Below are 24,283 nucleotides of genomic sequence, written 5' to 3'. Positions count from 1 at the left end.
CTTCAAATTGTTTTACAAAATTTTAAAAGTTCACATTACCTATGAAAACATTCCTTTTATTTTATCTACAACATCGCTTGTTTTTGTCCTGTATTCGTTTTCTAATGTCGGTGAAAAAGGTATTGGTGTAAAAGGTGCTCCAATTCTTACTATTGGTGCATCTAAATAGTCCATTGCCTCCTCTGCAACTATGGAGGATAATTCTGCACCAACTCCCCCCTGTTTTACAGCTTCGTGAAGCACTGCAAATCTATTGGTCTTTTTTACAGAATTTAAAATGGTCTCTTTATCTATTGGAGATATGGTCATAAGATCTATAACTTCCACACTTATTCCTTCTTTTGATAAAATATCAGCTGCTTCAAGTGCCTGCTGCATCTTTATGGAATAAGAAACAACGGTTACATCTTTACCTTCTCTAACTACCTTGGCTTTCCCAATCTCAGCTATATATTCTCCTTCAGGCACAGGTCCTTTTTGTGGATAAAGCATTTTATTTTCAAAATATATTACTGGATTATCATCTCTTAATGCAGCTTTCAAAAGCCCTTTTGCATCTGCCGGATTTGACGGTATAACAACCTTAAGCCCGGGAATATGCATAAACCATGATTCAATGCTTTGAGAATGTTGAGCTGCACCTTGAATTGAGAGTCCATCAGGTGCTCTTACTACTAATGGAAGCCTGCATTGCCCTCCAAACATATATCTGACTTTTGCCATTTGATTAAAAAATTCATCCATTGCAACTCCCATGAAATCTGCAAAATGCATATCCGCAACTGGTCTCATTCCTGCTAATGCAGCTCCAATAGCAGTGCCTATTATTGCTGTCTCTGAAATTGGAGTATCTTTCACCCTTTCATTCCCAAACTTTTGAGGAAGACCCCTGAACTGTCCAAAAATTCCACCTTGCCTTGCTATATCTTCACCCATAATAAATATTTTGTCATCTTTGGACATTTCTTCTTCCATTGCCTCACGTGTTGCTTCTGAAAACGTTATATTTCTCATCTATGTCATCCCCCTTTTATACATATAAATCTTCATACAATTCTGATGGATCCGGGAATGGACTATCCTTTGCAAATTTTATAGCTTCTTCAAGACCTTTCTTTGCTTCTGCCTTAATTGCGTCCATTTCTTCCCTTGTCATTAATTTTTTTTCTAACACTTTTGATTCAAAGTTTTTAATTGGATCATTTTTTTCAAACTGTTCTTTTACTTCTTCTTTTGTTCTATATTTTTCTGGATCCCCTACAAAATGGCCTTTGATTCTATAAGTTTTAGCTTCTACAAGTGTAGGTCCGCCACCATGCCTTGCTCTCTCAATAGCTTCCTGTGCCACTTTGTAAACTTGAAATACATCATTGCCATCCACCATGACACCAGGCATATTATAACCTGCAGCCCTATCTGCTATATTTTCCACAGATGTAGTTGTTTTATATGGTGTAGTGGAAGCCCATTTGTTATTTTCACAGACAAATATTACAGGGAGTTTAAAAACAGATGCAAAATTTGCTGCTTCATGAAAAGTTCCTCTATTAGAAGCACCATCTCCGAAAAAAACTACGGAAACATCCTGTTTGTTCTGGTATTTGATAGCAAGAGCCGCACCCACTGCTAAGTTATAGCCTCCTCCAACAACACCATTTGCTCCCAGCATACCTACATTAAAATCTGCAATATGCATGGATCCTCCTTTTCCTCTGCAAAATCCTGTTTCACGTCCAAATATTTCAGCCATCATTCTATTGATGTCTGCTCCTTTTGCAATTGTATGTCCATGTCCACGGTGAGTACTCTCGATATAGTCTTTATCAGTTAAATTTGCACATACTCCTGTAGCTATTGCTTCTTCACCTATGTACAAGTGAACAAATCCAGGTATCTCTCCTGCCAAAGACAAACTTTCAATATTCTCTTCAAAAGTTCTAATTTTAGTCATTGTCTTATAAAAGTTAATTATTAAATGTTTATCCAACTCTGTCAAAACAATAATACCTCCTTGTTATCCTTTATTTTATTACACAATATCATATGAGCATATACCATGCCAAAATCTTATAATGCAGCTGGCTGTATTGAATAATCTTAAGTTGAGGCTCATCTCATCAGTTAAAATGGTAAAATTGGCAATGCTCAAAACTTTCACACTATATGTTTACTTTTTGAGCATTGCTAATTTTCTTAACATATTTTATAGAGATAGCAAAAACATCTTCCCTATAAACAAAATATCTATTATAATTAGATTGATGATATTATATAATTTTATGGTCTTTTATTTCAAATGCAATTTAAAGGTATATTGCAATTAAGAAAACGTTTTACATGAAACTATTATTAAAAACCTTATGTGGCAATTTTTAGTTCTACTATCATAAATAACAATTATATAATAGTATTTTCACTTTCTTCTATTACTTTGAGCTTATAGTATTATTGCTGTATATCTATTTTGAAAAACATATACACCTTTTGATGCTTGATGATGACAGTTAAAATTTGAAAACAAAAATGAGTCGTATCACATATTAGCAATAATTCATTTTTATAAAAAGTGAGTTATTACAGAATGGAGGAGATTTATGTATATTAAAGGGAGTAATGTCAACAGAAATATCAATGCAGACTTGTTAGACCAGTTAAGCATAACAGATCATAAGGACTATGTGCTACGAGGATGGAAAAGGTGTATAGAATTTGGAGTAAGTCCCTTTCAAAAAAAATGTGCTAAGAAATATGAGGGAAAGGCCTTAGAAGAAATTCTCATGAAAAACATTAAACTTATAAGTTTTGCCAAGCCATATATTGAATCTTTATACTCTTACGTCAAAGGAACATGTTTTGCAGTAGTACTCAGTGATTCTAAGGCATGTATTCTTGAATTGATGTTTGACGATAACATAATTGAAAATATTGCAGACAAGATTAATTTTACAAAGGGTTCCCTTTGGGATGAAATCCATGTAGGCAATAATTCCATTAACACATGCTTAAGAGAGGGTATACCCGTTCAGATTTCAGGAAATGAACATTACTGTATTATGAATCATGATTGGACATGCACTTCTGCACCAATCAAAAACCATGGAAAAATTATTGGAGCTATTGGTGTCAGAGGATACAAGGTTAATAGCAGCACGCATACACTTGGTATGGTGGTATCTACTGCCAAAGCAATTGAAACAAGCATAGAAATTGAACAGACCAAGAACGAATTGATACTTAAAAACAATTACGAAAATGCTCTGGTAAAGTGTATTTCAGATGGACTTATGACAATAGATGCCAGTGGAATTGTAAAATATATTAATGATGTTGGAGCAAAAATTTTGGAGGTAGATAGAGAAAAATCCATAGACAAACTTATTACAAACGTTGTGGACTTTCATCCGGTAATTTTAGATGTCTTTAAAAACAAACAAGGTTATATTGACAAGGAGTTTATTGTAAAAAACAAAGATGGGATCAAGCTCCATTTTGTAAAATCCGCCAATATAATCAGGGATGAAATAGGCAATATTATAGGGGTAGTAGATGTTTTTAGAAAAATAGACAAAAAAAAGCAAAAATTTAAAAATACAGCTGGTACTTGTGCAAGATTTAATTTTAATGATATTATAGGAAAAAGCAACGCTATGAGAAAAAGTATAAAACTTGCTAAAATCTCAGCAAAAAGTTATTCCAATGTTATGATACAGGGAGAAAGCGGTACCGGCAAAGAATTGTTTGCAGAGTCCATTCACAATGCAAGCGACAGAAAAAACAATCCTTTTATTTCAATAAACTGTGCAGCTATACCAGGTGAACTTATGGAAAGTGAGTTATTCGGGTACGATGAGGGTGCTTTTACAGGAGCATTAAAAGGAGGACATCCTGGCAAATTTGAACTTGCAAATGGCGGAACTATTTTTTTAGATGAAATAGGTGATATGCCCCTTTATATGCAGGCAAAACTTTTACGTGTGCTGCAGGAAAAACAGATAACAAGAATAGGCGGGAACAATGTATTAGATATTGATACCCGAATAATTTGCGCAACCAATAAGGAACTGCTTGCTGAATGTCATACTGGTAATTTTAGAAAAGATCTGTATTACAGATTAAATGTACTCAATATTTATCTGCCGCCTCTCAGAGAGAGAAAAGAAGATATAAATGAGTTGTTATACTATTTTATATATAAAATGAATGCAAAGATGAATAAAAACATAAAGGGAATTTCAAAAGAAGCTATGGAATATATTATGACATATGAATGGCCCGGTAATGTGAGAGAACTGGAAAATTGCATTGAAAGGGCGTCTAATCTCTGCGAGGGCGATTTAATAATATTAAAGGATCTTGTTATTAACATTAGAGAAAAAAGAATAATGAACGGCCTGCAAAAAAATTCGCTTAATGGAATAATATCATTAAATAGAACTTCTAATGAGGACAAAATTGAAAGCCTTGAAAATATTGAAATCAAGGAAATCAGAAAGGCTTTACAAATAATGGATGGTAACATTTCACAAACAGCCAATATTTTAAAAATAAGCAGAAATACATTATATAATAAAATGAAGAAATATAACATACAATGGGATACCACGGAAAAAATACACAAACTTGTATAAGATATAACAATCTGTATCCTGCCTGATGAATACGATTTTAAAACTGACAGGCAAAATGCAGAACTTAGTTAGATAAAAATCTTCAGTTCAGAGAGAATACAAAAAATAACGTACCTGGATTTGTGTAAATCAAATTCAGGTACGTTCCCATTATTCACATGGCCTACCATGATGATAATATATTATTCTTCCACAATTGTCGCAATAAACTATGTCCTTATTATTTTTAATATCATCTATAGTTATAGCAGATACTTTCATTCTACATCCAAGGCATACTCCATTTGACAATTCTGCAGCTCCGGTACCTTTAGCCGAACATAATTCATTAAACTTATCCAATAATTTTTTAGGAACTTTTCTTTCACAATTTGATATATGGTGTTCAGCTATTTTTATATCTTCTTTAGCTTTGATTATTTTCTCATTAATGATTTTCCTATTATTATAAAACTCATCTTTTATATCTATTAATTTTCTCCTGATGATTTCCTTCTCTTTTAATAAGTTTTCTTCTTCATATAATGCATTTAGGCTTTCTTCTTCCAAACTTTTTATTTCATGTTCTTTTAGTTTCACGGATTTCTCCAATGTATTTATAAACTTCAAATCGTATTTTAAATTTCCATAAAGCTTAGCTTCCTCTAGTTTCATATTCCCTTTTAAATCATCCAGTTTTTTATCCAATTTTTCAATACTTTGCCTAACATCTTTAAGTTTAGAGTCTATAATCTTATATTTTGCCTTTTCCCCCTCAAACTCTCTTTTCATTTTTTTCATAAGATTATTATTTGATTCTTCTTTTAGAACTTTTTTTATCTTCTTTATGGTCTCTCTATTTTGCTGAATTTTCAAAAGTAAATCTAACATTCATTTCCTCCTTATGTGTTTATCAGTACGGTATTTTTAATAATTTTTGCTGTTATAATCCAAATTTTCTATATTAAAAAAGTAGAAATGAATTCAACTTCATTTCTACTTATATTTATACGGATCCATATTAACTTTTGACAAAACCACATTATTTTCAAATCCAAGAGATCTTATTTCATTTTCTAAAAGTACTGCCACCTTTTTCATTGCAGGCCATTCAGTTCCAAAGTGTCCACTATCAATTACAGCTATACCCAGCTCCTGAAAGTCACTTACATAATGATAAGTAGTATCCCCTGTTATTATACAATCAGCTCCTTGTAATACGGCTTCATTGATATAATTCTGACCGCTTCCGTTTATAACCGCTATTTTTTTTATAAGCTTGAATTCATGTCCTACATATCTCAATGAAGGTATTCCCAAACACTTTTTCACTCTATTGCAGAGCTCACTCAAAATAATGGGTTCTTCAAGTTCACTGATCCTCCCTATACCGTCTTTACATTCTCTTTCGCCCTGATTTTTTGAGGGTTCCACCACATTATTACAGTTTAAACCAAGCAATTCCATAATTATATCATTTATTCCTCCCTCTGCAGAATCAAGATTGGTATGGCAGGAATAAACGTTTATATGATTTTCTATTAATTTTATTATTTTTTCACCAATGAGGGTATCTGCAGTTATAGTATCCGGTCTTTTGAATAACAGCGGATGATGGGTAAATATGAGATTGCAGTTATTTTGTCTTGCCTCTTCTATTACTTTCAATGTACAATCCAAAGAAACCAGCACAGAAGTAACACTGCACTCCATATCGCCTACCATAAGGCCCACGTTGTCATAACTTTCTTTAAGCATGGAGGGTGCGTGCCTTTCCACCATGTTATGTATATCTCTTATTTTTAGATACATGATACCAACTCCTGCAATCTCTTTATTCTCGTTTCTAAATCTTTCTTCCTTTTATTTGCCAATTCTGTATTGTCTTTTATGGCTAAAATTATCTTGCTGTAATTTTTTATTTTGTTTTCTATAAATTCAAAGAGATATTTGTGTCTTTTCTCTACCAGTATTTTTCCCACTTCATAAAATATGCTGTCTACCTTTTTTACAACATTATCATACTCTATCTTTATTATCTCATAAAATCTATTTTCGTCAATACATAATTCTTCATCTGCTATTTTAAATCCCCTTTTATAAATATACTCCCTCAGTACTTCTGAATTTTGCATGGGCTGAAGTATGAAAGCTCTTGACTTTTTAAATACCTCCATGTGATTTTCTATTATATCACGTATAAGATTTCCACCCATACCTGCAATTATTACTTCATCAGCTTCACCTGGGCTTATGGTAGAAAGTCCGCTTCCAAGCCTGCAATCTATTTTGTGTTCCAAATTTTCACGCCTTATATTAAGCTTTGCTCTTTTTATAGGCCCCACGTTTATATCGGATGCTATGATCCTCCTGCAAATATGATTTTTTATCAGATAAATGGGAATATACCCATGATCTGTACCTATATCCGCTGCACAGTTACAATTATCCACCATCTGTGCCACAATTTTAAGTCTTAAACTAATATCCATAAAATTCTCCATTCCAATTAATTCATAATTCACCGTTCACAATTAAAGTTGATTTGATATTTGAGCTCTGGACTTCAATATTTAAACATGGCATCTCCTATCTAAAAGTATATAGTATCTTTGTCTGCATAATTAGATAAAATGCCGCTACTATTAAAGAGATATATATAAATTTGTAAGAAGACTTTTTATCATATTTGGAATAAATATGTCCTGCATAATACATACAAAACAATACTCCCATATTTAAGAGGCCATAAGCCATCTGCTTAAATGCAAACTGCCTGCCTGTACCAAATTTTACGGCAATAAAGCCCGTATTAAAACTAATAGGCATTTTATCCGGTAATCTCCCGGCAAGGTATATGGCTATGGGATTTAAAGTAAGCATAATCACTATTATAGTTGTAATTATAAATGGTGCAAAAAATTTTGGTTCCTTGTTTATAGGAATGCTCTTATTTAATTTATTTTCCCACTTAAAACAACTTATTTCCCTCTTTTTTAATTCTCCCTCAAATTCCTGAAAACTTTCTGGAGACAATCCATAATTCATAGTGTTTGTCTTTAAATATATTACATTTTTATTTGAAGTAACAAACATGTAAGTATTGCCTATTTTATCAATAAATGATCTTCCTATAGCAAATTTGCTTTTACCATACCCTGCTAGTTTTACTCCTTTTACATGACCCTGTGATTTTTGATACATCTGAATGTTGGAAAATGGAATTTTTTCATTTTTAAGTCCCAATGCACTGGTTATATACAAATTATCCTCATCCATTGAGTATTTAAGGGTTCCACAGACAATAATATAATAAAGCTGATATATATTCAGAGATATCAATGCCAATTTTAATAAATTATATATTTCATAAGAGTCTGCAAAATTTATTAAAATTATCAATAGAGCGTCATATAAAACCATCAAGCCTATAATAAAATACACTCCTACTCCTCTTGCAGCCTTATAGATAATTTTCACTCTATTATCACCTTCTTTATTAATTATTATAGCATAGATCACATGTCAGCTTACCATATTCTCAATACATAATAACCATGGCAGTAAAAAGCACCTTCCATGGGTGCTTTAATCTAAATAGTCCTTTAATTTTTTGCTTCTGCTTGGATGTCTCAGCTTTCTAAGTGCCTTGGCCTCTATTTGCCTTATTCTCTCCCTGGTTACATTGAACTCTTTTCCAACTTCCTCTAAAGTTCTGGCTCTTCCATCATCTAACCCAAACCTGAGTCTTAAGACCTTTTCCTCCCTTGGTGTTAAAGTATCCAGCACATTTATAAGTTGTTCCTTAAGCATTGTAAAAGCTGCTGCTTCTGCCGGTGCCGGTGCCTCATCATCTGGTATAAAATCTCCAAGATGACTGTCTTCTTCTTCCCCAATAGGCGTTTCAAGTGATACAGGTTCCTGTGCTATTTTCATAATCTCCCTAACTTTATCTACAGGCATTTCCATTATTTCAGCTACCTCTTCAGGATGGGGATCCCTTCCTAATTCCTGAAGCAGTTGTCTTGAAACCCTGATAAGCTTATTTATGGTTTCCACCATATGAACAGGTATTCTTATGGTTCTGGCTTGATCTGCAATTGCCCTTGTAATTGCCTGCCTTATCCACCAGGTAGCATATGTGCTGAATTTATAGCCCTTTCTATAATCAAACTTTTCTACTGCCTTTATAAGACCTAGATTTCCTTCCTGGATTAAATCCAAAAATAACATTCCCCTGCCCACGTATCTCTTTGCTATGCTGACAACCAGCCTTAAATTAGCCTCTGCCAGCTTCTTTTTAGCAATTTGATCTCCTTTTTCTATTCTCTTTGCAAGAGATACTTCCTCTTCTGGCAAAAGCAAAGGAACTTTACCTATTTCCTTTAAGTACATTCTAACCGGATCATCTATGGCTACACCTTCCGGAACTGACAAGTCCAGGGTTTTCTCACTTACTTCCGCCTCACCCATATCCCCTGTTACTTCCACTCCTATTGATTCAAGTGCTTCATATATTTTCTCTATCTGCTCAGGACTTAAGTCCACCTCTTCCAATTCGTCCATTATTTCCTTATAAGTTAAAGTACCATTTTTCTTTCCCTTTTCCATAAGTTTTCTGACCAGCTGTATCTTTGAACTTTTATCCTTCATTTTCTTGCCTCCTTTAACCATCACTGCATTCCACCAATCCTTTTCTGTATTTCAATTAACTTTTGAGCCAATTCTAAAGATTCTTTTAATTTTCCTCCAGATTCATACTCTTTTATTTTACTGATGATATAATCTTTAGATTTCTCTAATCTATGTTTTTTAATCTTATTTACAAAATTATCCAGTAAGCTCTTGTAGTCATAATTATCATATAAAACTTCAGTATCCATAATTTCAATCCATTCTTTAGACGTATCAGGATCATTACACTTTATTTCAATTCGTCTTTTCCTCTTTTCTATATCATATTCCATGTTTTCCACTATATATTGATATATTTTTTTATGACTTTTCAATATAATATCATCTTCTTTTATTTTATCCAATGAATATTTAAAAGCCATATCATCTTCCATAATTAATTTCAAAAGAGCTCTCTCTGCCTTTAAATAAGCTGGCTCTAAATATAATTTTTGTCCAAAACCTGCATCTATATTCATATTTTCATCTTTTTTTACATTTTTTTGAACATTGCTTCTATTTAACATATCATAAAGCACCTGATCTCTTATACCTGTTTCTTCTGATAATCTTTTTAAATATATTTCTCTTTCTATAGGATCTACCTTAACCAATACTTTAAGTACTTCCTCTACATACTTTATAGTACCTTCAGGATTATTAAAATTTATATTTCTTTTTACATTTTCAATTCTATATTCTATAAGAGGCAGGGCTTTATCTACAAGCCTTAGAAAGTCTGTTCTCCCATTATTTCTGATAAATTCATCCGGATCCTTCCCCTTTGGTATCTGCAGAACTTCAACTTCCAATCCGGCATCTTTAAGTATATCCATTCCCCTAATTGCAGCCATCTGGCCTGCTGTATCCGCATCGTAGGATATTATTGCTTTATCTGCATATCTTGCCATAAGCCTGGCTTGATTTACAGTAAGAGCTGTTCCCAAAGAAGCCACAGCATTTGTTATGCCGCACTGGTGCAGAGTTATACAATCCATGTATCCTTCTACAATTATAATCACTCTTGAAAAATCATTTTTCATGACAAAATTCAATCCATAGAGATTTATCCCTTTTTTAAAAAGAGGGGTCTCCGGTGAATTTAAATATTTAGGCTTTGAGTCATCCAGCACTCTTCCTCCAAACCCTATCACTCTTCCTCTCCTGTCAAATACAGGAAAAATTATTCTATTTCTAAATCTGTCATAATAATTTTCTTTTTTGCTTTTAACTATAAGTCCAGCAGAAACCATATCCAGTTCTGTAAATCCTTTGTTCTTTAAAAAGATCAGCATATTATTCCAGCTGTCAATAGAATATCCCAGGCCGAATTTTTTTATGGTATTTTCAGTTATGCCTCGATTCGACAAATAATCTCTGGCTTTTTTGTTTTTTTTCAAACAATTAAAAAAGTATCTTGCAGCTTCTACATTTAATTTATAAAGTTTTTGAAATGTATCCTTTCTAGTATTATCTTTATCTTCGTCAAAATCTATATCTATATTTGCTCTATCCGCCAGTAACTTTACTGCTTCTGGAAAATTCAAATTTTTAGATTTCATTACAAAAGTGAACACATTGCCTGCCTCACCACATCCGAAGCACTTATATATCTGCTTATCTCTGGATACGCTAAAAGAAGGAGTTTTTTCGTGGTGAAAAGGACACAATCCCAAGTAATTTCTGCCTGATTTTTTAAGTTTTACACTTTCAGATATTACGTCTGCTATATCATTTTCATCTTTTACTTTTTGAATGACATCTTCCGATATCACTAAATAATCCCACCTATCTTAAATTATTATGTTCAAGAATAAATATATTCGACATAAATTACTATATTCCTTCTTTAACAATAAATTTTTTTATTTTTGAAGTAGAATATATTATATATATTCTTTACAAAAATTAAATATCCTTCAATAAGATAAATATTTAATTTTTACTCTATACTATTATCTTCCTGTATTGTTAATTGTATTTTACCCATATAATTATGAAAATTATTCTTTAATATATAACAAATTTAGGTACATATATATTATGAAACATTATAAGACAATAATCATCGCTCATTCCGGATATATAATCCGACACCCCTCTATAGAGTCCCTCTTTTTCTACAATACCTAAATAAAATTGCGGCATTTTATCCGGATATTTGAAAAAGTGGTTAAACACCTGCTCCAGCACAAATTTGGCTTTATTTCTCTCGGATTTAAGTATATCTCCCTTATAGATCCTTTCAAACATAAAATTTCTTAAAATATAAAGTGCATTAAATACTTCATCACTTAAAGCTACCTGTTTTGACCCATTTTTAATATTTCCCATAGTAGTATAAATGCAGTCTTTCACCAAAGTATTTATTCTCTCACTGTTACTGCTTCCAAGTAATTTTACCGAAATCTGAGGTATATCTTTTGGATCCAATAACCCTGCTCTTATAGAATCATCTATATCATGATTCACATAAGCTATCTTGTCACTATATCTAACTACCTGTCCTTCCAAGGTAGAAGCCTTTGACTTACTTGAAAATCCACTGTGATATAATATGCCGTTCAATACTTCTTCTGTCAGATTAAGTCCTCTTCCCTGCTTTTCTATTTTAGTAAGCACCCTTACACTATTTTCATTGTGTTTGAACCCTTCCGGCAGAAGTTTATCCAGAAGCTCCTCACCACTGTGGGCAAAAGCTACATGCCCTATATCATGGCCCATTGCTATAGCCTCTATTAAATCTTCATTCAGTCCTATTCCCTTACCTATTGTTTTTCCTATTTGATTTACCTCCAATGTATGAGTAAGCCTGGTTCTATAATGATCTCCCGGTGTCTTTATATACACCTGAGTTTTATGCTTAAGCCTTCTAAATGATTTACTGTGTATTATTCTATCCCTGTCCACCATATAATCAGTTCTAATATCATCCTTTTTTTCTTTAACATCTCTTCCCTCTGTTTTAATGGAAAAAGCAGCTTGAGGTATTAATATCAACTCTTCCTTTTTTTCTATTTTTTCTCTTACATTCATATAATTCACCTCATGAATTTATTCTATTTCATATTTAAAAACTCCTTTTTTTATGGGAAATGTATAATATGAAGAAACTTTTAATATTATTATAGAGAAAGAACTTTTAAGGAGCTTTATATGGATTTATTATCTGAGGAAAACGTAAAAAAATACGTCCTGCCTCATTATAATATGGTCAATGCAAATATAACTAGAGTTAAATTTAAAGATACGGATAAACAAAGAGCTGTATATAAAATAGACTATTTAAATAAAAGTTATTGCTTAAAAAAAGTATATTTTGATGAAGGTAATTTGCTCTTTGTATATTCTGCCATAGAATGGCTTTTTCGAAATGAAATCAGAGTCCCTAGAATATTACCTACGGCACATAGAGAACGATTTGTAAAATACAAGGAAATGCTCTTTATAATGACTCCCTGGATAATTGGCACAAAATGTAATTATGACAACAATACACATCTATTTCATGCAGTCTCCAATTTATCCCGAATGCATAGTACAAGCAAAAGCTTTATTCCAATTGAGGGGAGTTTTAAAAGAGTAAATTTTGAAAATATATATGTATCCTTTGAAAAGCACTTCAGTCAAATTTTAAACTGTTCAAATCTGGCTTTTAAATATAAGGATAAATTCTCTGCGTTATTTTTACAATATTTTGAGACCAATTCTATACTGGCTAAAATATCAACTAGAATATCTTCCACTATTGATTACAAAAAACTTGGCACCTGCCTGTGCCATCTGGATTATGTAAATAAAAATATAATATTTGATGAAAGCAATGACATCTGGGTAATTGATTTTGACAAATGCAGCATGGCCTATTGCGCCCATGATATATCTTATTTTTTAAGAAGATTTTTAAAAAGAAACACTACCAACTGGAAGCTGGATACAACTATATCCTGTCTGGAATTATATGAGAAAATTTTTCCGTTGAATTTGGATGACTATAAATATATTATCTCATACCTGGCTTTTCCTCAGAAATTTTGGAAAATATCCAGAGATTATTACAATAATATATTAAAATGTAATCATAATTCCTTTTTTTACTTATTAAAAAAATCCTCTGCCAACTGCATAAATCAGCTTGAATTTGCAATAGGACTTGGAAAATACACAGAAAAAAAGTTCCACACTACCTTTTTATAATTTTTATCAATATCTACATGATTACAAAACCGGCCTCTCCATAAAAACGGAAAGACCGGTTAATAACACAGTAAAGCTTTGCCTATTATCCTCTGGCTGTAAATTTATATTATTGTCTTGGATTTTTTACCTGGGCCTGAGCTGCAGCCAATCTTGCCACAGGCACCCTAAATGGGGAACAAGAGACATAATGGAGTCCCACATTGTGGAAAAATTCTACTGATGAAGGATCTCCCCCATGTTCACCGCATATTCCAAGATGTATGTCGGGTCTTGTTTTCTTACCTAACTTCACAGCCATTTCCACAAGTTTTCCCACTCCAATCTGATCTATTTTCTGGAATGGATCGAATTCATATATTTTTTTATCATAATATGCATTTAAAAACTTGCTTGAGTCATCCCTTGAAAATCCAAAGGTCATTTGAGTCAAATCATTGGTTCCAAATGAGAAAAACTCAGCTTCAGTTGCTATCTCATCTGCAGTAAGGGCAGCCCTGGGAATTTCTATCATGGTTCCAACCTGATATTTTAATTCCATTCCGCTATTTTTTATTATTTCATCTGCCACCTTCACAACTATATCCTTAACATATTTTAATTCCTTTATCTCTCCTATAAGAGGTATCATTATCTCTGGTACTATATTATATCCCTTTCTCTTTTTAACATCTATAGCAGCTTCTATAATAGCTCTAGTCTGCATTTCAGCTATTTCCGGATATGAAACAGTCAATCTGCATCCTCTGTGACCCATCATAGGGTTGAACTCATGAAGAGATTCTATAGTATCCTTTAATTCCTGGAAGCCTATTCCCATTTCCTTGGCCAAGTCCTGTATATCACCTGTATTGCTTGGCAAAAACTCATGTAATGGGGGATCAAGAAACCTAATTGTCACAGGCCTTCCTTCCATAGCCTCATATATGCCGATAAAGTCTTCTCTTTGTCTTGGTAAAAGTTTATCCAGTGCCTTTCTTCTCTGTCTTTCCGTTTTAGAAACTATCATTTCTCTCATTTCCGGTATTCTATCTTCATCAAAGAACATATGCTCCGTTCTGCAGAGCCCTATTCCCTCTGCTCCAAATTCTACTGCCTGTTTGGCATCTCTTGGAGTATCAGCATTGGTTCTAACTCCCAATTTTCTTATATCATCGGCCCATTTCATAAATGTACCGAAATACCCCGATATTTCAGGAGATACTGTCTTTATAGGTTCTCCATATACATTTCCAGTACTGCCATCTAGTGATATGTAATCCCCCTCTTTGTATATCCTGCCTGATCCATGAAAACTTTTTGTGTCTTCATTTATAATCAAATCCCCGCACCCAGCTACACAACAAGTTCCCATTCCCCTGGCTACAACAGCTGCATGGGAAGTCATACCGCCTCTTACTGTAAGTATGCCCTCTGAAGCTGCCATGCCTTCTATATCCTCCGGAGATGTTTCCAATCTTACCAGTATTACCTTTTCCCCCTGATCATGATGCTTTTTAGCGTCCTCTGCTGTAAAATATATTTTTCCACAAGCAGCTCCTGGAGATGCCGGAAGACCCTTTGCTATTACAGCTGCTTTTTTCAGTTCACTGCTGTCAAAATTTGGGTGAAGAAGTGTATCCAATTGTTTAGGCTCAACTTTAAGTATTGCCTCTTCTTTATTTATAAGGCCTTCTTCCACCATATCAACTGCTACCTTAAGTGCAGATTGTGCCGTTCTCTTTCCATTTCTGGTCTGCAGAAAATATAATTTTCCCTGTTCTATAGTAAACTCCATATCCTGCATATCCTTGTAATGGTTTTCCAGTTTCTGGGCTATATCCATAAATTGAGAATAACATTCCGGAAGATCTTCTTTTAATTTTGTTATAGGCTGAGGTGTTCTTATTCCCGCAACTACATCTTCCCCCTGTGCGTTTATAAGATATTCGCCAAATATGGATTTTTCCCCTGTGGCAGGATTTCTAGTAAATGCAACACCAGTGCCTGAAGTTTCTCCCATGTTGCCAAATACCATGGATTGTACGTTTACAGCGGTACCCCATTTACCTGAAATATCATTTAATCTTCTATATACTATAGCCCTTGGGTTTTCCCAGGATCCAAACACAGCAGTAACAGCTTTAATTAATTGTTCTTTAGGTTCCTGTGGGAAATCACTTCCCATTTCCCTGCTGTAAATTTTTTTAAATTTTTTGATTATTTCTTTTAAATCGGATGCCCCCAGTTCAGTATCATATTTAACACCCTTGGCATCCTTGGCATCATCCAGTATATCTTCAAATTTTCTCTTTTCAATGCCCATAACTACATCTGAAAACATCTGAATAAATCTTCTATAGGAATCATAGGCAAATCTTTCGTTTCCTGTCAGTTTACTTAATCCTTTCACAGTGTCATCGTTTAATCCTAAATTAAGTATGGTATCCATCATTCCCGGCATGGAAACTCTTGCTCCTGATCTTACAGAAACCAGCAGCGGATTTTCTATATTTCCAAATTCCTTGCCTGTTTTCTCTTCCATTTTTTTAAGTGCAGCATAAATTTCATCTACAATATTTTTTGATACTACTTTACCATCTTCATAATATTTAGTACAAGCTTCTGTAGATATAGTAAATCCATCAGGAACAGGTATTCCAAGGTTTGTCATCTCCGCCAGATTGGCTCCTTTTCCTCCCAATAGGTTTCTCATACCCGCATTTCCCTCATTGAAAAGATAAACATACTTCTTATCTTCCATATAGAACACATCCCCTCTTTTAAAAAATTTTGCATATTTTTATATATGTCAACGGATAATTATTCCGTTCACTAACTTATTTATTTTCCCCTATTTTTACAAAAAGCCTTGTTATATTTGTTTTTGAAACTTTGCCCACAATTTTAAGCACCTCATTATTTGATTCATCTCGGGATTTTTCTACAACCGGAAGGCTATCCACTTCATGCTCCATTATCTTTTTAGCTGCCATGTAAGCAACGTCATCCTTTTCAACAAATATTATGTTCGGCATTCTAGTCATTATTATTCCAACAGGTATTTTATGCATATCAGTACTCCCTATAGATATCTTCAGAAAATCCTTTCTGGAAACAGCACCTATGAGAAGTCCTTTATTCTCTATAAACAAGGTACCAACATCATTTAAAAATAAATATACTATGGCATCATAAACAGTAGTATTTTCATCCACTACTACTGGTTTTGACATTATATCACTTACTTTTATATTCATTATATAATCATATATTAAACTATAGGAAGGTTTTCTAGAATATATATACCCTACTTTAGGTTTTGCTTCCAATATGCCAGTCATTGTGAGTATAGCCAGATCCGGCCTCAATGCTGCTCTTGTAACGCTTAGCTTGGATGCAAGCTGTTCACTTGTTATTGGTGCATGATCCCTTACTAATTTTATTATTTTCTCTTGTCTCGGTGATAATTTAATGATGTCCACCCTCTCTCTTTGTAGTAAATCAATAAATTGTACACATATTTACTAAGAGGAATCTAATATTAATTTCCAAGTTATAATTCATAAAATTATTATACCACATATATATACATGAATAGTACACAAATATTATTTTATTCAATATTATGAATAAATTTCAAATTATATACTATTCATATATGTGTTTTAAATGTGCTTATATTATATAACTCTAATTTTTATCCTTGTCAGTACCTTCCTCATATCCTTTTTCGTTGTCATCTATATCATCAAATTTTACAGTATATTTATATGTGTTTTTATTTTGCTCATTCTCTTTATGTTTAAATTTATCCTTAACTGAAGCTGCTGCATCAAACACCTTATCCTTCATATCACTTACAGTGCTCTTCACTCCGCCTTTTATTATCTTATTTACCACTTCTACAGTTCCATCGTCCTTAGTTATCTCTATAGTCACCTGTGTAATCACAGCAGTAAGTATTCCTATAGCTATAAGCGGCGGCCATATAAGTGCTGTCAATGTTGCTGCAATACCTGCATTCACAGGAATATCCACTACCACTCTCTCACCTTTTTTTATCTTTAGTCTATTTACATTTCCCTTATTAACCAGATCCTTTAACCACTCTAAAAATTCATCTTTTGTAGTATACAAATTATCCTTAGCTGATTTTTTATTTTGCTCTATGTATATTAGAGCATCAACTACATTTCCTTCACAAACTTCCAACGCTTCCTTTGCCTCAGAATAATTCACTCCTGTTCTCTCTCTTATAATATCAATTTTTTCCAATGTTATCTCGCTCATATTTTTCTCTCCTTTTTAGATTTTATTTTTTTCAAAATTTATAAGATATTCCAGAATATCAAGACTTTTAGGTCTTCTAAAATAATTTTGAGAAATAATCAATTTCAAAGCCTTATACAACTCTTTCTTTACCTTATCAGACAATATAACTTTATATACATTTTCAAGAGAAGTTTTTGATAAATATTTGAGTGCACTGCTTGTAGCATAATCTATGTGCAGGCCGTTTACTTTTTTGCATTTATCACAGACCCCTCCTAAATACTGAAGACTCAAATAATTAAATGTGGTTATCTTTTTTCTGCACATAATACAATAGTCAAAATTAAGCCCGTAGCCGGTAGCTTGTAAAATCTTCAACTCAAATGCCCTGGCTAAAGTTTCAATGTCAACTGCATGGCTTCTCATAAGATAAAATGAGGCAACCAGACATCTGAACATCTCTTCACTATTTTCTCCATCATTCATGGCTATATCCACCAGTTCACAAAAATAGGAGGCATAAGTTAAATCATTCAAATCATTCAGTAAATCCTGAAAGGAATCTATTAAACTGCTTTCGTTTATCACATATAAACTCTTTCCCTTATACAGCACGTAATCACCATAACAGAACTGAAGGGTAGTTGAAAATAATGAGTTTTTGCCCTTTTTTACTCCCCTGGCTATAGTGGATATTTTGCCAAGTTTCTCAGTAAAAAGCCAAACTAATTTGTCAGATTCCTTTATATCCTGTGTTTTTATTATTACAGCTCTAGTTTTAAATATGGCCAGAGAATCATCTCCCTATTATATTTTATATCCTAATTCTTTCAGCAGCCTGTCACTATCCCTCCACTCTTTTCTGACTTTCACCCAGACCTGCAGGTAAACCTTGGAATCTAGAAATTTTTCAATATCCATTCTTGCATAGGTGGATATCTTTTTCAGCATGGAACCCTTTTTGCCTATTATTATTCCCTTGTGTGATTCTTTTTCACAAAGTATATTTGCCTCTATATTATATATTCCCTTGGAATCCTTTCTCATAAAAACTATTTCAATAGCTATACCATGTGGAACTTCCTTTGAGAGAAGCCTAAGTGCCTTTTCTCTTATAATTTCGGCTACTATAAATTTTTCCTGTTTGTCGGTAATAGCATCATCGGGGTAATATTTAGGTCCTTCCGGCATATACTTTACCATAAGGTCTATTAATTCCGGTATGTTCTTTTCCTTCAATGCAGATATAGGTATTATTTCCTTAAAATCAAAAAACTCAGAATAATTTTTTAAAGTTTCCGCTACCCTAGGGGCAGGATTTTCGTCTATTTTATTCAACACTAGAAATACAGGTAGGCTGCTTTTCTTAATATTCTCCAGAATATATCTGTCTCCGCTTTCAATTTCCACCTGGGGAGTAGTTAAAAAAAGTACCAAATCTACATCCTTAATAGAATTCTCAGCAGATTTAACCATGTAATTTCCCAGCTTATCTTTTGGTTTATGTATACCTGGAGTATCCACAAAAATCAACTGGAAATTATGCTGTGTTAAAATTGTATTTATGTTATTTCTAGTGGTTTGAGGTTTGCAGGAGACAATTGATAATTTTTCTCCCATAATGCTGTTGAGCAATGTGGACTTTCCCACATTAGGCCTTCCTATTATTGTAATAAATCCTGATTTAAACATAAATCTTCTCCTTGTTTATCCAAATATCGTAAATAAAAACACTGTTATTAAAATGCCGAATACCGCTCCAAAAAATACTTCCGTAATAGAATGAGCTTCTGAATCCACTCTGCTCTGGGCCACTATGAAAGCCATGAGATAGCTTAAGATAACCACTGTCAGCTGTCCTGTTATTAGAGCTATAGTTGTAGCTATAGAAAAAGCTACTGCACTGTGTCCGCTGGGCATTCCTCCTTTAAGAGGAGTACCTTCTCCAAAAACAGCTTTTATAATTATAGTGGTTATACATACAATGGCAAGTATTATAAATATGGTATAGGGATTTGTATTTTTAACCTTTTTTATAACCATAAAGTTTATATATTTCAATTTATCCCAAAATATTATATAGCCTATTACTACAGCATTTACAGCTGCAATAAGCACTCCGCCTGCTGCTACATTTTTAGCAATCTTAGCCAGAGGATGATAGTAATTTGTAGTGGCATCTATGGCAAATTCCACAGCTGTATTAAAAAGCTCTGCCATAATAACCATGCTTGTAGCTATTATAACAGCTAAAATTTCTATTTTGCTTAAATCGTAAAAGAAACACATAGTAAGTACCAAAACAGCTGCTATCATATGTATCTTCATATTTCTCTGGGTTCTAACAGAATATATTATACCTTCAATGGCATAGTTGAAACTATCTAACAATTTTTTAACTTTCATTGTACAATCACCATTTACAGAATTTAAAATCAAACTTTTAAAGCTTAAATTTCTGTAATATTTCCTCTTCTCTCTTTCTCATAACCCTTTTATCATTTTCTTCCATATGATCATATCCCAAAAGATGAAGCAGTGAATGCACCGTCAAATAACATACCTCTCTTAAAAATGAATGATCAAATTCTCTACTTTGCTCTTCTGCTTTTTCAAGTGAAACAGCTATATCCCCCAATACTAAATTTCCATCATCCATATCACCGGGCTGAAACTCATGATGCATATAAACATCTTTAAACACCCTGCCCTTTGGATATTCCAGCATTGGAAAAGACAACACGTCCGTTACCTTATCTATACTTCTATTTTCCCTGTTTATATCTTTTATACTGTCATTATCTACAAAAATCACACTCACCTCACAGGGTAAATCCACCTTTTCATCTTTTAAGGCATATTCTATAACATTTTTAATAACCCCTTCTAATTCCTCCGTAATTTCTATTTTATCCTGCCTATTATCCAAAAAAATCACTTTTTATCCTCCTGTTTTAACTTATTCATAACTTTATCAGAAAATTTATCAGATGGATACTCTATCCTATGGTGATATATTCCAACCAAAACCTTAAAAAATGCATTTTTAATCTTATTTATATCTTTTAAAGTCAAATCACAATTATCAAGCTGACCCGTATCTAATCTGTCCTTTATTATATTGTTTACCATTCCTTGAATTTTACCCTTATCAGTTTCACCAATAGATCTTACAGCAGCTTCCACACCGTCAGCCAGCATTATTATGCCTGCTTCCTTAGTTTCCGGTATAGGACCCGGATATTTAAATTCCTCTTCATTTACATCTTCCGGATCCCTGCTTGAATTTTTCATAGTTAAATAAAAATATTTTACAAGAGACGTGCCATGATGCTGTTCTATAATATCCTTTATTATTTTAGGCAGTTTATATTCATCTGCCATTTCAGCCCCATCTTTAACATGTGATATTATTATCAAAGTGCTGAGATTAGGGGTTAACTTATTGTGAGGGTTATCTTTTCCCAGCTGATTTTCCTTGAAGAAATAGGGTCTTTTTATTTTTCCAATATCATGGTAATAAGCGGCCACCCTGGCTAAAAGCGGATTTCCTCCAACCTTTTCTGCCGCTACTTCCGCCAAATTTCCAACTAATATACTATGATGATAGGTTCCCGGGGCTTCTATCAAGAGTCTTTTTAATAGAGGATTGTTGGGATTTGAAAGTTCTAAAAGTTTTATAGTGGTAACTATACCAAATACACTTTCGAACAAGGGAAGAAATCCTATAACCAGTATTCCTGAAATTATACTGGCAATTCCCGCAAAGGCTCCCTTTTTAGCTACATCCAATATATTATTGCTGAGTAAAAAGCCCATGGAAAAGGTAAGTATAACATTTATAATAAGCATATACAAAGAGGCAAACAATATATCGTTTCTCTGCTGCATCTTTTTAAGTATGGAAGCCCCCACTACTGCATTCAGAAGAGCCAATATAGTTATATCCGGACTGAATTCTACTGCTGCACTTATAAAAATACAATTCAGCACATTTAAAGCCAGTGATACCTTATGATTTAAAAGCAGTGTCATTATCATTGGTCCAAATGCCAGCGGTATTAAAAAAGGGGAAGCCAGGTCAATGGTTCTAGATAAAAGTATACTTAAAAAACTAAGTGTATTTACCATTATAAGCATTTTATCATCTTCATATATCTTCCTGTGGTATCTATATAAATAAGTCCACTGAATAGCCAGTATTAAAAGTGTCAATAAGGCTAATGGAAAATAGATATGCCATTGAAAATACGGACTGTTATTTAAAAGTCCCAAATCCTTTAATATCTTTATCTGATATTTAGTTACAGGCTCCCCTTCTTTTACTACAGTCTGATCTTTTTTTATCATGACAGGCAAAACTTTTTTTTCTGCTTCTTTTCTCAACTCATCAGTCTTATCCTTGTCATAAAAAAAATTAGGTGAAATTTGAGAAAACCCTATATCAGTGGCCAATTCCCTTAAATTTTTATCTAGATTTGAAGTACTTACCTTCAACAATATACTTTGCTGAGCTTTCTTAATATCATCTTGATTATCCTTCTGGGTGTTATCGCTTATATTATTGTTGTCATACATGTCCGCTATAGTTTTTTGTAAAAAATCCTGAAGCTGTTTTGCGTTATCCTTGCTAAGTGCTATTACAGCCAGGTAATCATCATCACTTAAGCCTATGTTATTTTCACTCTTTAATTTCTGTAGTTTTCCCTTTTCGTCCAATTGGGAATCTCTTATCTGAGATACTTTAGAAAAAAAATCATTTAGCTTATTTATACTCTCCGTTTTAATTTCCGGTTTTTTATTATATTGAATTGGGACAGCATCCACTGCTTGCTGTATCCTTGTTTCCGTAGACAATTCATCTTTAATTTCCCTAGGTGCCTTTATATCAACTTTTGCAATATCACCTTCTTTTAAATTGTACTTTTTAGTTGTAAGTCCTGATGCCAGCAAAGAATAAATGAATACAAAACTCATGATAAAAATAATTATTCTACTAGTCTTTTTCTTTAAAAAAATCTTCTTAAATGACAATTTTTTCAATTAAAATCACCCTTTGTTTTTACTACTCTATAAATTTGCCTTAGTTTAACTGCTGCCCTTCACCTTTAGCTGCATCTGAAACGGCTATATTTTCTTCTGCTATAACCTGAACCTTAACTTTATAAGATTCACCAGCTTCATAAGTAACCTTCTTATCTACAGCCTTTATAGACTTATCCAAATTAGAGCATATATTTTTATAAAGTTTTTCCCCTGTATCCTTTACTATTTCCTGAACATTCCCCTTCACTACAACCTTTTTAACTTCAAAATAAGTTTCCTTTCCAAAAATAAATTTACTTTCCTCTATTTTATCATACTTATTAAATTTATTATTATCTTTTTTTAAGTATAGCTTTTTACCTCCCAATTTAATATAATAATTATCTATTTTTTTACCTGTCCTGCTGTTTTTTACATTATTTATTTTTACAACAGCACTGCTTTCATATATAGTCCTGCATATAACATATCCTGTAGCATGTACGCTGTAGACAGAGCCTTCCAGCCCCTGCTCCCCTTTCACAAGCATTTGACCTTTTTTTACCTCATCTCCAGCTTTTACAATAGGTGTTCCCAGTGTGGTATACACTCTCAGCACTTTACCATCTCTTTTAGCCACTAAATTACAGGGTGTGTCATCCTTAACTATGTTTGGCGGAGATTTTTTCTCTACTGCGCTTATATTTAGTTCAGAACCCTGCAGCCTTACTTTCACCCACATTATGTCATCATTGTTTTTCATAAGATCCTGTTCTATTTTATATACATTTATTTTGTCTTTACTAGTACCAGGCCTTATGCCGTAAGATTTAAGCTGCTGTCTTATTATATAGGGCGGCATGCCTTCATCAGAGTCAATTTTTATACTCCATATAAATGTAGACAGATAATATATTATTATAACAAATAAAATTACTCCTGCTGCTAAAGTTATTTTCCTTTTAAGTTTGATTATAAAAAAAGTAATGCCCCGTCTTTTAATTATTCTTATCCTGGTTTCAGTTTTCTTAGCTATATTTTCTATCTTTCCGTAATCTCTCAGATTTATCTCCATAGTCATAGTGGTAATACTCTTCTTTTTAATATTTTTTATATAAACATCATTTTTCCACATAAGATTGATAAACTTTTCAGGTATAAGTGATTGTATCTCGATTAAAATTATTCCATTCTTATAATTTTTAAATGTAAATTTATCAGTTTCCCTCATAAACTATAGATTTAAACTTTCCTCCTACAGTTATAGTGCTCCCACCTATAAAAAGCACTTCAAATTTACTTCCATATATTGATATCAATCCTATACCTGAATTAATTTTTATCTGACTATCCTCAAATAATATAATACCCTTATGATTTTCTATTATTATTTCATTATTTCCCATGACTTTAATCTGAGGCATATTCAAAATTATATCTCTTGGCAAATCTAGTTTATCCGCAATGTTTTGTTTCGTGTTGTTCATTTTATTTTTCACAATATCACCTCTAAGAATTTATATACC

21 protein-coding genes are annotated in these 24,283 nt (G+C 32.9%); 2 read left to right on the top strand and 19 right to left on the bottom strand.

Annotated elements, in window-relative coordinates:
• Positions 1-39 precede the first annotated feature (39 nt).
• Positions 40-1,014: an alpha-ketoacid dehydrogenase subunit beta gene (locus ACYUJ6_RS04725; RefSeq protein ID WP_461844696.1), complete on the bottom strand. Its 975-nt coding sequence runs from the start codon at positions 1,012-1,014 to the stop codon at positions 40-42.
• Positions 1,015-1,030: 16 nt separating this feature from the next.
• Entirely contained in the window at positions 1,031-1,996 is a 966-nt protein-coding gene (locus ACYUJ6_RS04720) for a thiamine pyrophosphate-dependent dehydrogenase E1 component subunit alpha (RefSeq protein ID WP_461844695.1), read from the bottom strand.
• A 598-nt stretch (positions 1,997-2,594) separates the two neighbouring features.
• Between ACYUJ6_RS04720 and ACYUJ6_RS04715 the strand changes: the two genes are divergently transcribed.
• Positions 2,595-4,628 (top strand): sigma-54-dependent Fis family transcriptional regulator, encoded by a 2,034-nt coding sequence (locus tag ACYUJ6_RS04715; protein ID WP_461844694.1) that lies wholly within the window; start codon positions 2,595-2,597, stop codon positions 4,626-4,628.
• Between the two features lie 150 nt (positions 4,629-4,778).
• Here the strand turns inward: ACYUJ6_RS04715 and ACYUJ6_RS04710 are convergent, their stop codons facing one another.
• The 7 genes from ACYUJ6_RS04710 to ACYUJ6_RS04680 all read right to left on the bottom strand — a co-directional run bounded on the left by ACYUJ6_RS04710 (position 4,779) and on the right by ACYUJ6_RS04680 (position 12,317).
• Positions 4,779-5,498, bottom strand: a complete 720-nt coding sequence (locus ACYUJ6_RS04710; protein WP_461844693.1) for a zinc ribbon domain-containing protein — start codon at positions 5,496-5,498, stop codon at positions 4,779-4,781.
• Positions 5,499-5,603: 105 nt separating this feature from the next.
• The gene (locus tag ACYUJ6_RS04705; RefSeq protein ID WP_461844692.1) at positions 5,604-6,419 is read right to left on the bottom strand and encodes a Nif3-like dinuclear metal center hexameric protein; all 816 of its coding nucleotides are present in this window, start codon (positions 6,417-6,419) and stop codon (positions 5,604-5,606) included.
• The gene (locus ACYUJ6_RS04700; protein ID WP_461844691.1) at positions 6,410-7,099 is read right to left on the bottom strand and encodes a tRNA (adenine(22)-N(1))-methyltransferase; all 690 of its coding nucleotides are present in this window, start codon (positions 7,097-7,099) and stop codon (positions 6,410-6,412) included. Before ACYUJ6_RS04700 ends, ACYUJ6_RS04705 begins: the two co-directional genes overlap by 10 nt.
• 97 nt (positions 7,100-7,196) lie before the next feature.
• Positions 7,197-8,087, bottom strand: coding sequence for a PH domain-containing protein (locus tag ACYUJ6_RS04695; RefSeq protein ID WP_461844690.1), 891 nt, complete (start codon positions 8,085-8,087; stop codon positions 7,197-7,199).
• A gap of 108 nt (positions 8,088-8,195) precedes the next feature.
• Positions 8,196-9,281, bottom strand: a complete 1,086-nt coding sequence (gene rpoD / locus ACYUJ6_RS04690) for an RNA polymerase sigma factor RpoD (protein ID WP_461845442.1) — start codon at positions 9,279-9,281, stop codon at positions 8,196-8,198.
• On the bottom strand, positions 9,281-11,056 hold the full coding sequence (gene dnaG, locus ACYUJ6_RS04685; RefSeq protein ID WP_461844689.1) for a DNA primase: 1,776 nt from the start codon (positions 11,054-11,056) through the stop codon (positions 9,281-9,283). The genes rpoD and dnaG overlap by 1 nt, the downstream gene beginning before the upstream one ends.
• A gap of 235 nt (positions 11,057-11,291) precedes the next feature.
• Positions 11,292-12,317, bottom strand: coding sequence for a deoxyguanosinetriphosphate triphosphohydrolase (locus ACYUJ6_RS04680; RefSeq protein ID WP_461844688.1), 1,026 nt, complete (start codon positions 12,315-12,317; stop codon positions 11,292-11,294).
• A 120-nt stretch (positions 12,318-12,437) separates the two neighbouring features.
• Between ACYUJ6_RS04680 and ACYUJ6_RS04675 the strand changes: the two genes are divergently transcribed.
• Positions 12,438-13,478 carry a CotS family spore coat protein gene (locus tag ACYUJ6_RS04675; protein WP_461844687.1) on the top strand — a complete coding sequence of 347 codons (1,041 nt, stop codon included), beginning with the start codon at positions 12,438-12,440 and terminating at the stop codon, positions 13,476-13,478.
• Positions 13,479-13,587: 109 nt separating this feature from the next.
• Here ACYUJ6_RS04675 and ppdK read toward each other — a convergent pair whose 3' ends face one another.
• The 10 genes from ppdK to yqfC all read right to left on the bottom strand — a co-directional run bounded on the left by ppdK (position 13,588) and on the right by yqfC (position 24,244).
• Positions 13,588-16,221, bottom strand: coding sequence for a pyruvate, phosphate dikinase (gene ppdK / locus ACYUJ6_RS04670; protein WP_461844686.1), 2,634 nt, complete (start codon positions 16,219-16,221; stop codon positions 13,588-13,590).
• Positions 16,222-16,297: 76 nt separating this feature from the next.
• Positions 16,298-16,942, bottom strand: coding sequence for a helix-turn-helix transcriptional regulator (locus tag ACYUJ6_RS04665; protein ID WP_461844685.1), 645 nt, complete (start codon positions 16,940-16,942; stop codon positions 16,298-16,300).
• A 208-nt stretch (positions 16,943-17,150) separates the two neighbouring features.
• Entirely contained in the window at positions 17,151-17,750 is a 600-nt protein-coding gene (locus ACYUJ6_RS04660) for a DUF4342 domain-containing protein (RefSeq protein ID WP_461844684.1), read from the bottom strand.
• Positions 17,751-17,765: 15 nt separating this feature from the next.
• Complete coding sequence (gene recO, locus ACYUJ6_RS04655; RefSeq protein ID WP_461845441.1) at positions 17,766-18,524, bottom strand: DNA repair protein RecO; 759 nt, start codon at positions 18,522-18,524, stop codon at positions 17,766-17,768.
• A 15-nt stretch (positions 18,525-18,539) separates the two neighbouring features.
• Positions 18,540-19,424, bottom strand: coding sequence for a GTPase Era (gene era / locus ACYUJ6_RS04650; RefSeq protein WP_461844683.1), 885 nt, complete (start codon positions 19,422-19,424; stop codon positions 18,540-18,542).
• A 15-nt stretch (positions 19,425-19,439) separates the two neighbouring features.
• A complete protein-coding gene (locus ACYUJ6_RS04645; RefSeq protein ID WP_461844682.1) occupies positions 19,440-20,138 on the bottom strand; it encodes a diacylglycerol kinase in 699 nt (232 codons plus the stop codon).
• 37 nt (positions 20,139-20,175) lie between these two features.
• Positions 20,176-20,670 (bottom strand): rRNA maturation RNase YbeY, encoded by a 495-nt coding sequence (gene ybeY / locus ACYUJ6_RS04640; protein ID WP_461844681.1) that lies wholly within the window; start codon positions 20,668-20,670, stop codon positions 20,176-20,178.
• Positions 20,667-22,775, bottom strand: coding sequence for an HD family phosphohydrolase (locus ACYUJ6_RS04635; protein ID WP_461844680.1), 2,109 nt, complete (start codon positions 22,773-22,775; stop codon positions 20,667-20,669). Before ACYUJ6_RS04635 ends, ybeY begins: the two co-directional genes overlap by 4 nt.
• A 40-nt stretch (positions 22,776-22,815) precedes the next feature.
• Positions 22,816-23,988 (bottom strand): sporulation protein YqfD, encoded by a 1,173-nt coding sequence (gene yqfD, locus ACYUJ6_RS04630; protein WP_461844679.1) that lies wholly within the window; start codon positions 23,986-23,988, stop codon positions 22,816-22,818.
• Entirely contained in the window at positions 23,975-24,244 is a 270-nt protein-coding gene (gene yqfC / locus ACYUJ6_RS04625; protein ID WP_461845440.1) for a sporulation protein YqfC, read from the bottom strand. The genes yqfD and yqfC overlap by 14 nt, the downstream gene beginning before the upstream one ends.
• Positions 24,245-24,283: the final 39 nt, after the last annotated feature.

Source organism: Clostridium sp. JNZ X4-2 (assembly GCF_054889485.1).
The sequence above is the reverse complement of the archived record's forward strand: the minus strand, read 5'-3'. Positions and strand labels throughout refer to the sequence as shown.

Bases quoted from the DNA above. Each gene is read 5' to 3' on its own strand.
- ppdK (WP_461844686.1), bottom strand. From the start codon at position 16,221: ATGGAAGATAAGAAGTATGTTTATCTTTTCAATGAGGGAAATGCGGGT.
- ACYUJ6_RS04700 (WP_461844691.1), bottom strand. From the start codon at position 7,099: ATGGATATTAGTTTAAGACTTAAAATTGTGGCACAGATGGTGGATAAT.
- rpoD (WP_461845442.1), bottom strand. From the start codon at position 9,281: ATGGTTAAAGGAGGCAAGAAAATGAAGGATAAAAGTTCAAAGATACAG.
- era (WP_461844683.1), bottom strand. From the start codon at position 19,424: ATGTTTAAATCAGGATTTATTACAATAATAGGAAGGCCTAATGTGGGA.
- ACYUJ6_RS04705 (WP_461844692.1), bottom strand. From the start codon at position 6,419: ATGTATCTAAAAATAAGAGATATACATAACATGGTGGAAAGGCACGCA.
- yqfC (WP_461845440.1), bottom strand. From the start codon at position 24,244: ATGAACAACACGAAACAAAACATTGCGGATAAACTAGATTTGCCAAGA.
- ACYUJ6_RS04715 (WP_461844694.1), top strand. From the start codon at position 2,595: ATGTATATTAAAGGGAGTAATGTCAACAGAAATATCAATGCAGACTTG.
- ACYUJ6_RS04680 (WP_461844688.1), bottom strand. From the start codon at position 12,317: ATGAATGTAAGAGAAAAAATAGAAAAAAAGGAAGAGTTGATATTAATA.
- ACYUJ6_RS04660 (WP_461844684.1), bottom strand. From the start codon at position 17,750: ATGAGCGAGATAACATTGGAAAAAATTGATATTATAAGAGAGAGAACA.
- ACYUJ6_RS04645 (WP_461844682.1), bottom strand. From the start codon at position 20,138: ATGAAAGTTAAAAAATTGTTAGATAGTTTCAACTATGCCATTGAAGGT.
- yqfD (WP_461844679.1), bottom strand. From the start codon at position 23,988: ATGAGGGAAACTGATAAATTTACATTTAAAAATTATAAGAATGGAATA.
- ACYUJ6_RS04710 (WP_461844693.1), bottom strand. From the start codon at position 5,498: ATGTTAGATTTACTTTTGAAAATTCAGCAAAATAGAGAGACCATAAAG.
- ACYUJ6_RS04725 (WP_461844696.1), bottom strand. From the start codon at position 1,014: ATGAGAAATATAACGTTTTCAGAAGCAACACGTGAGGCAATGGAAGAA.
- ACYUJ6_RS04675 (WP_461844687.1), top strand. From the start codon at position 12,438: ATGGATTTATTATCTGAGGAAAACGTAAAAAAATACGTCCTGCCTCAT.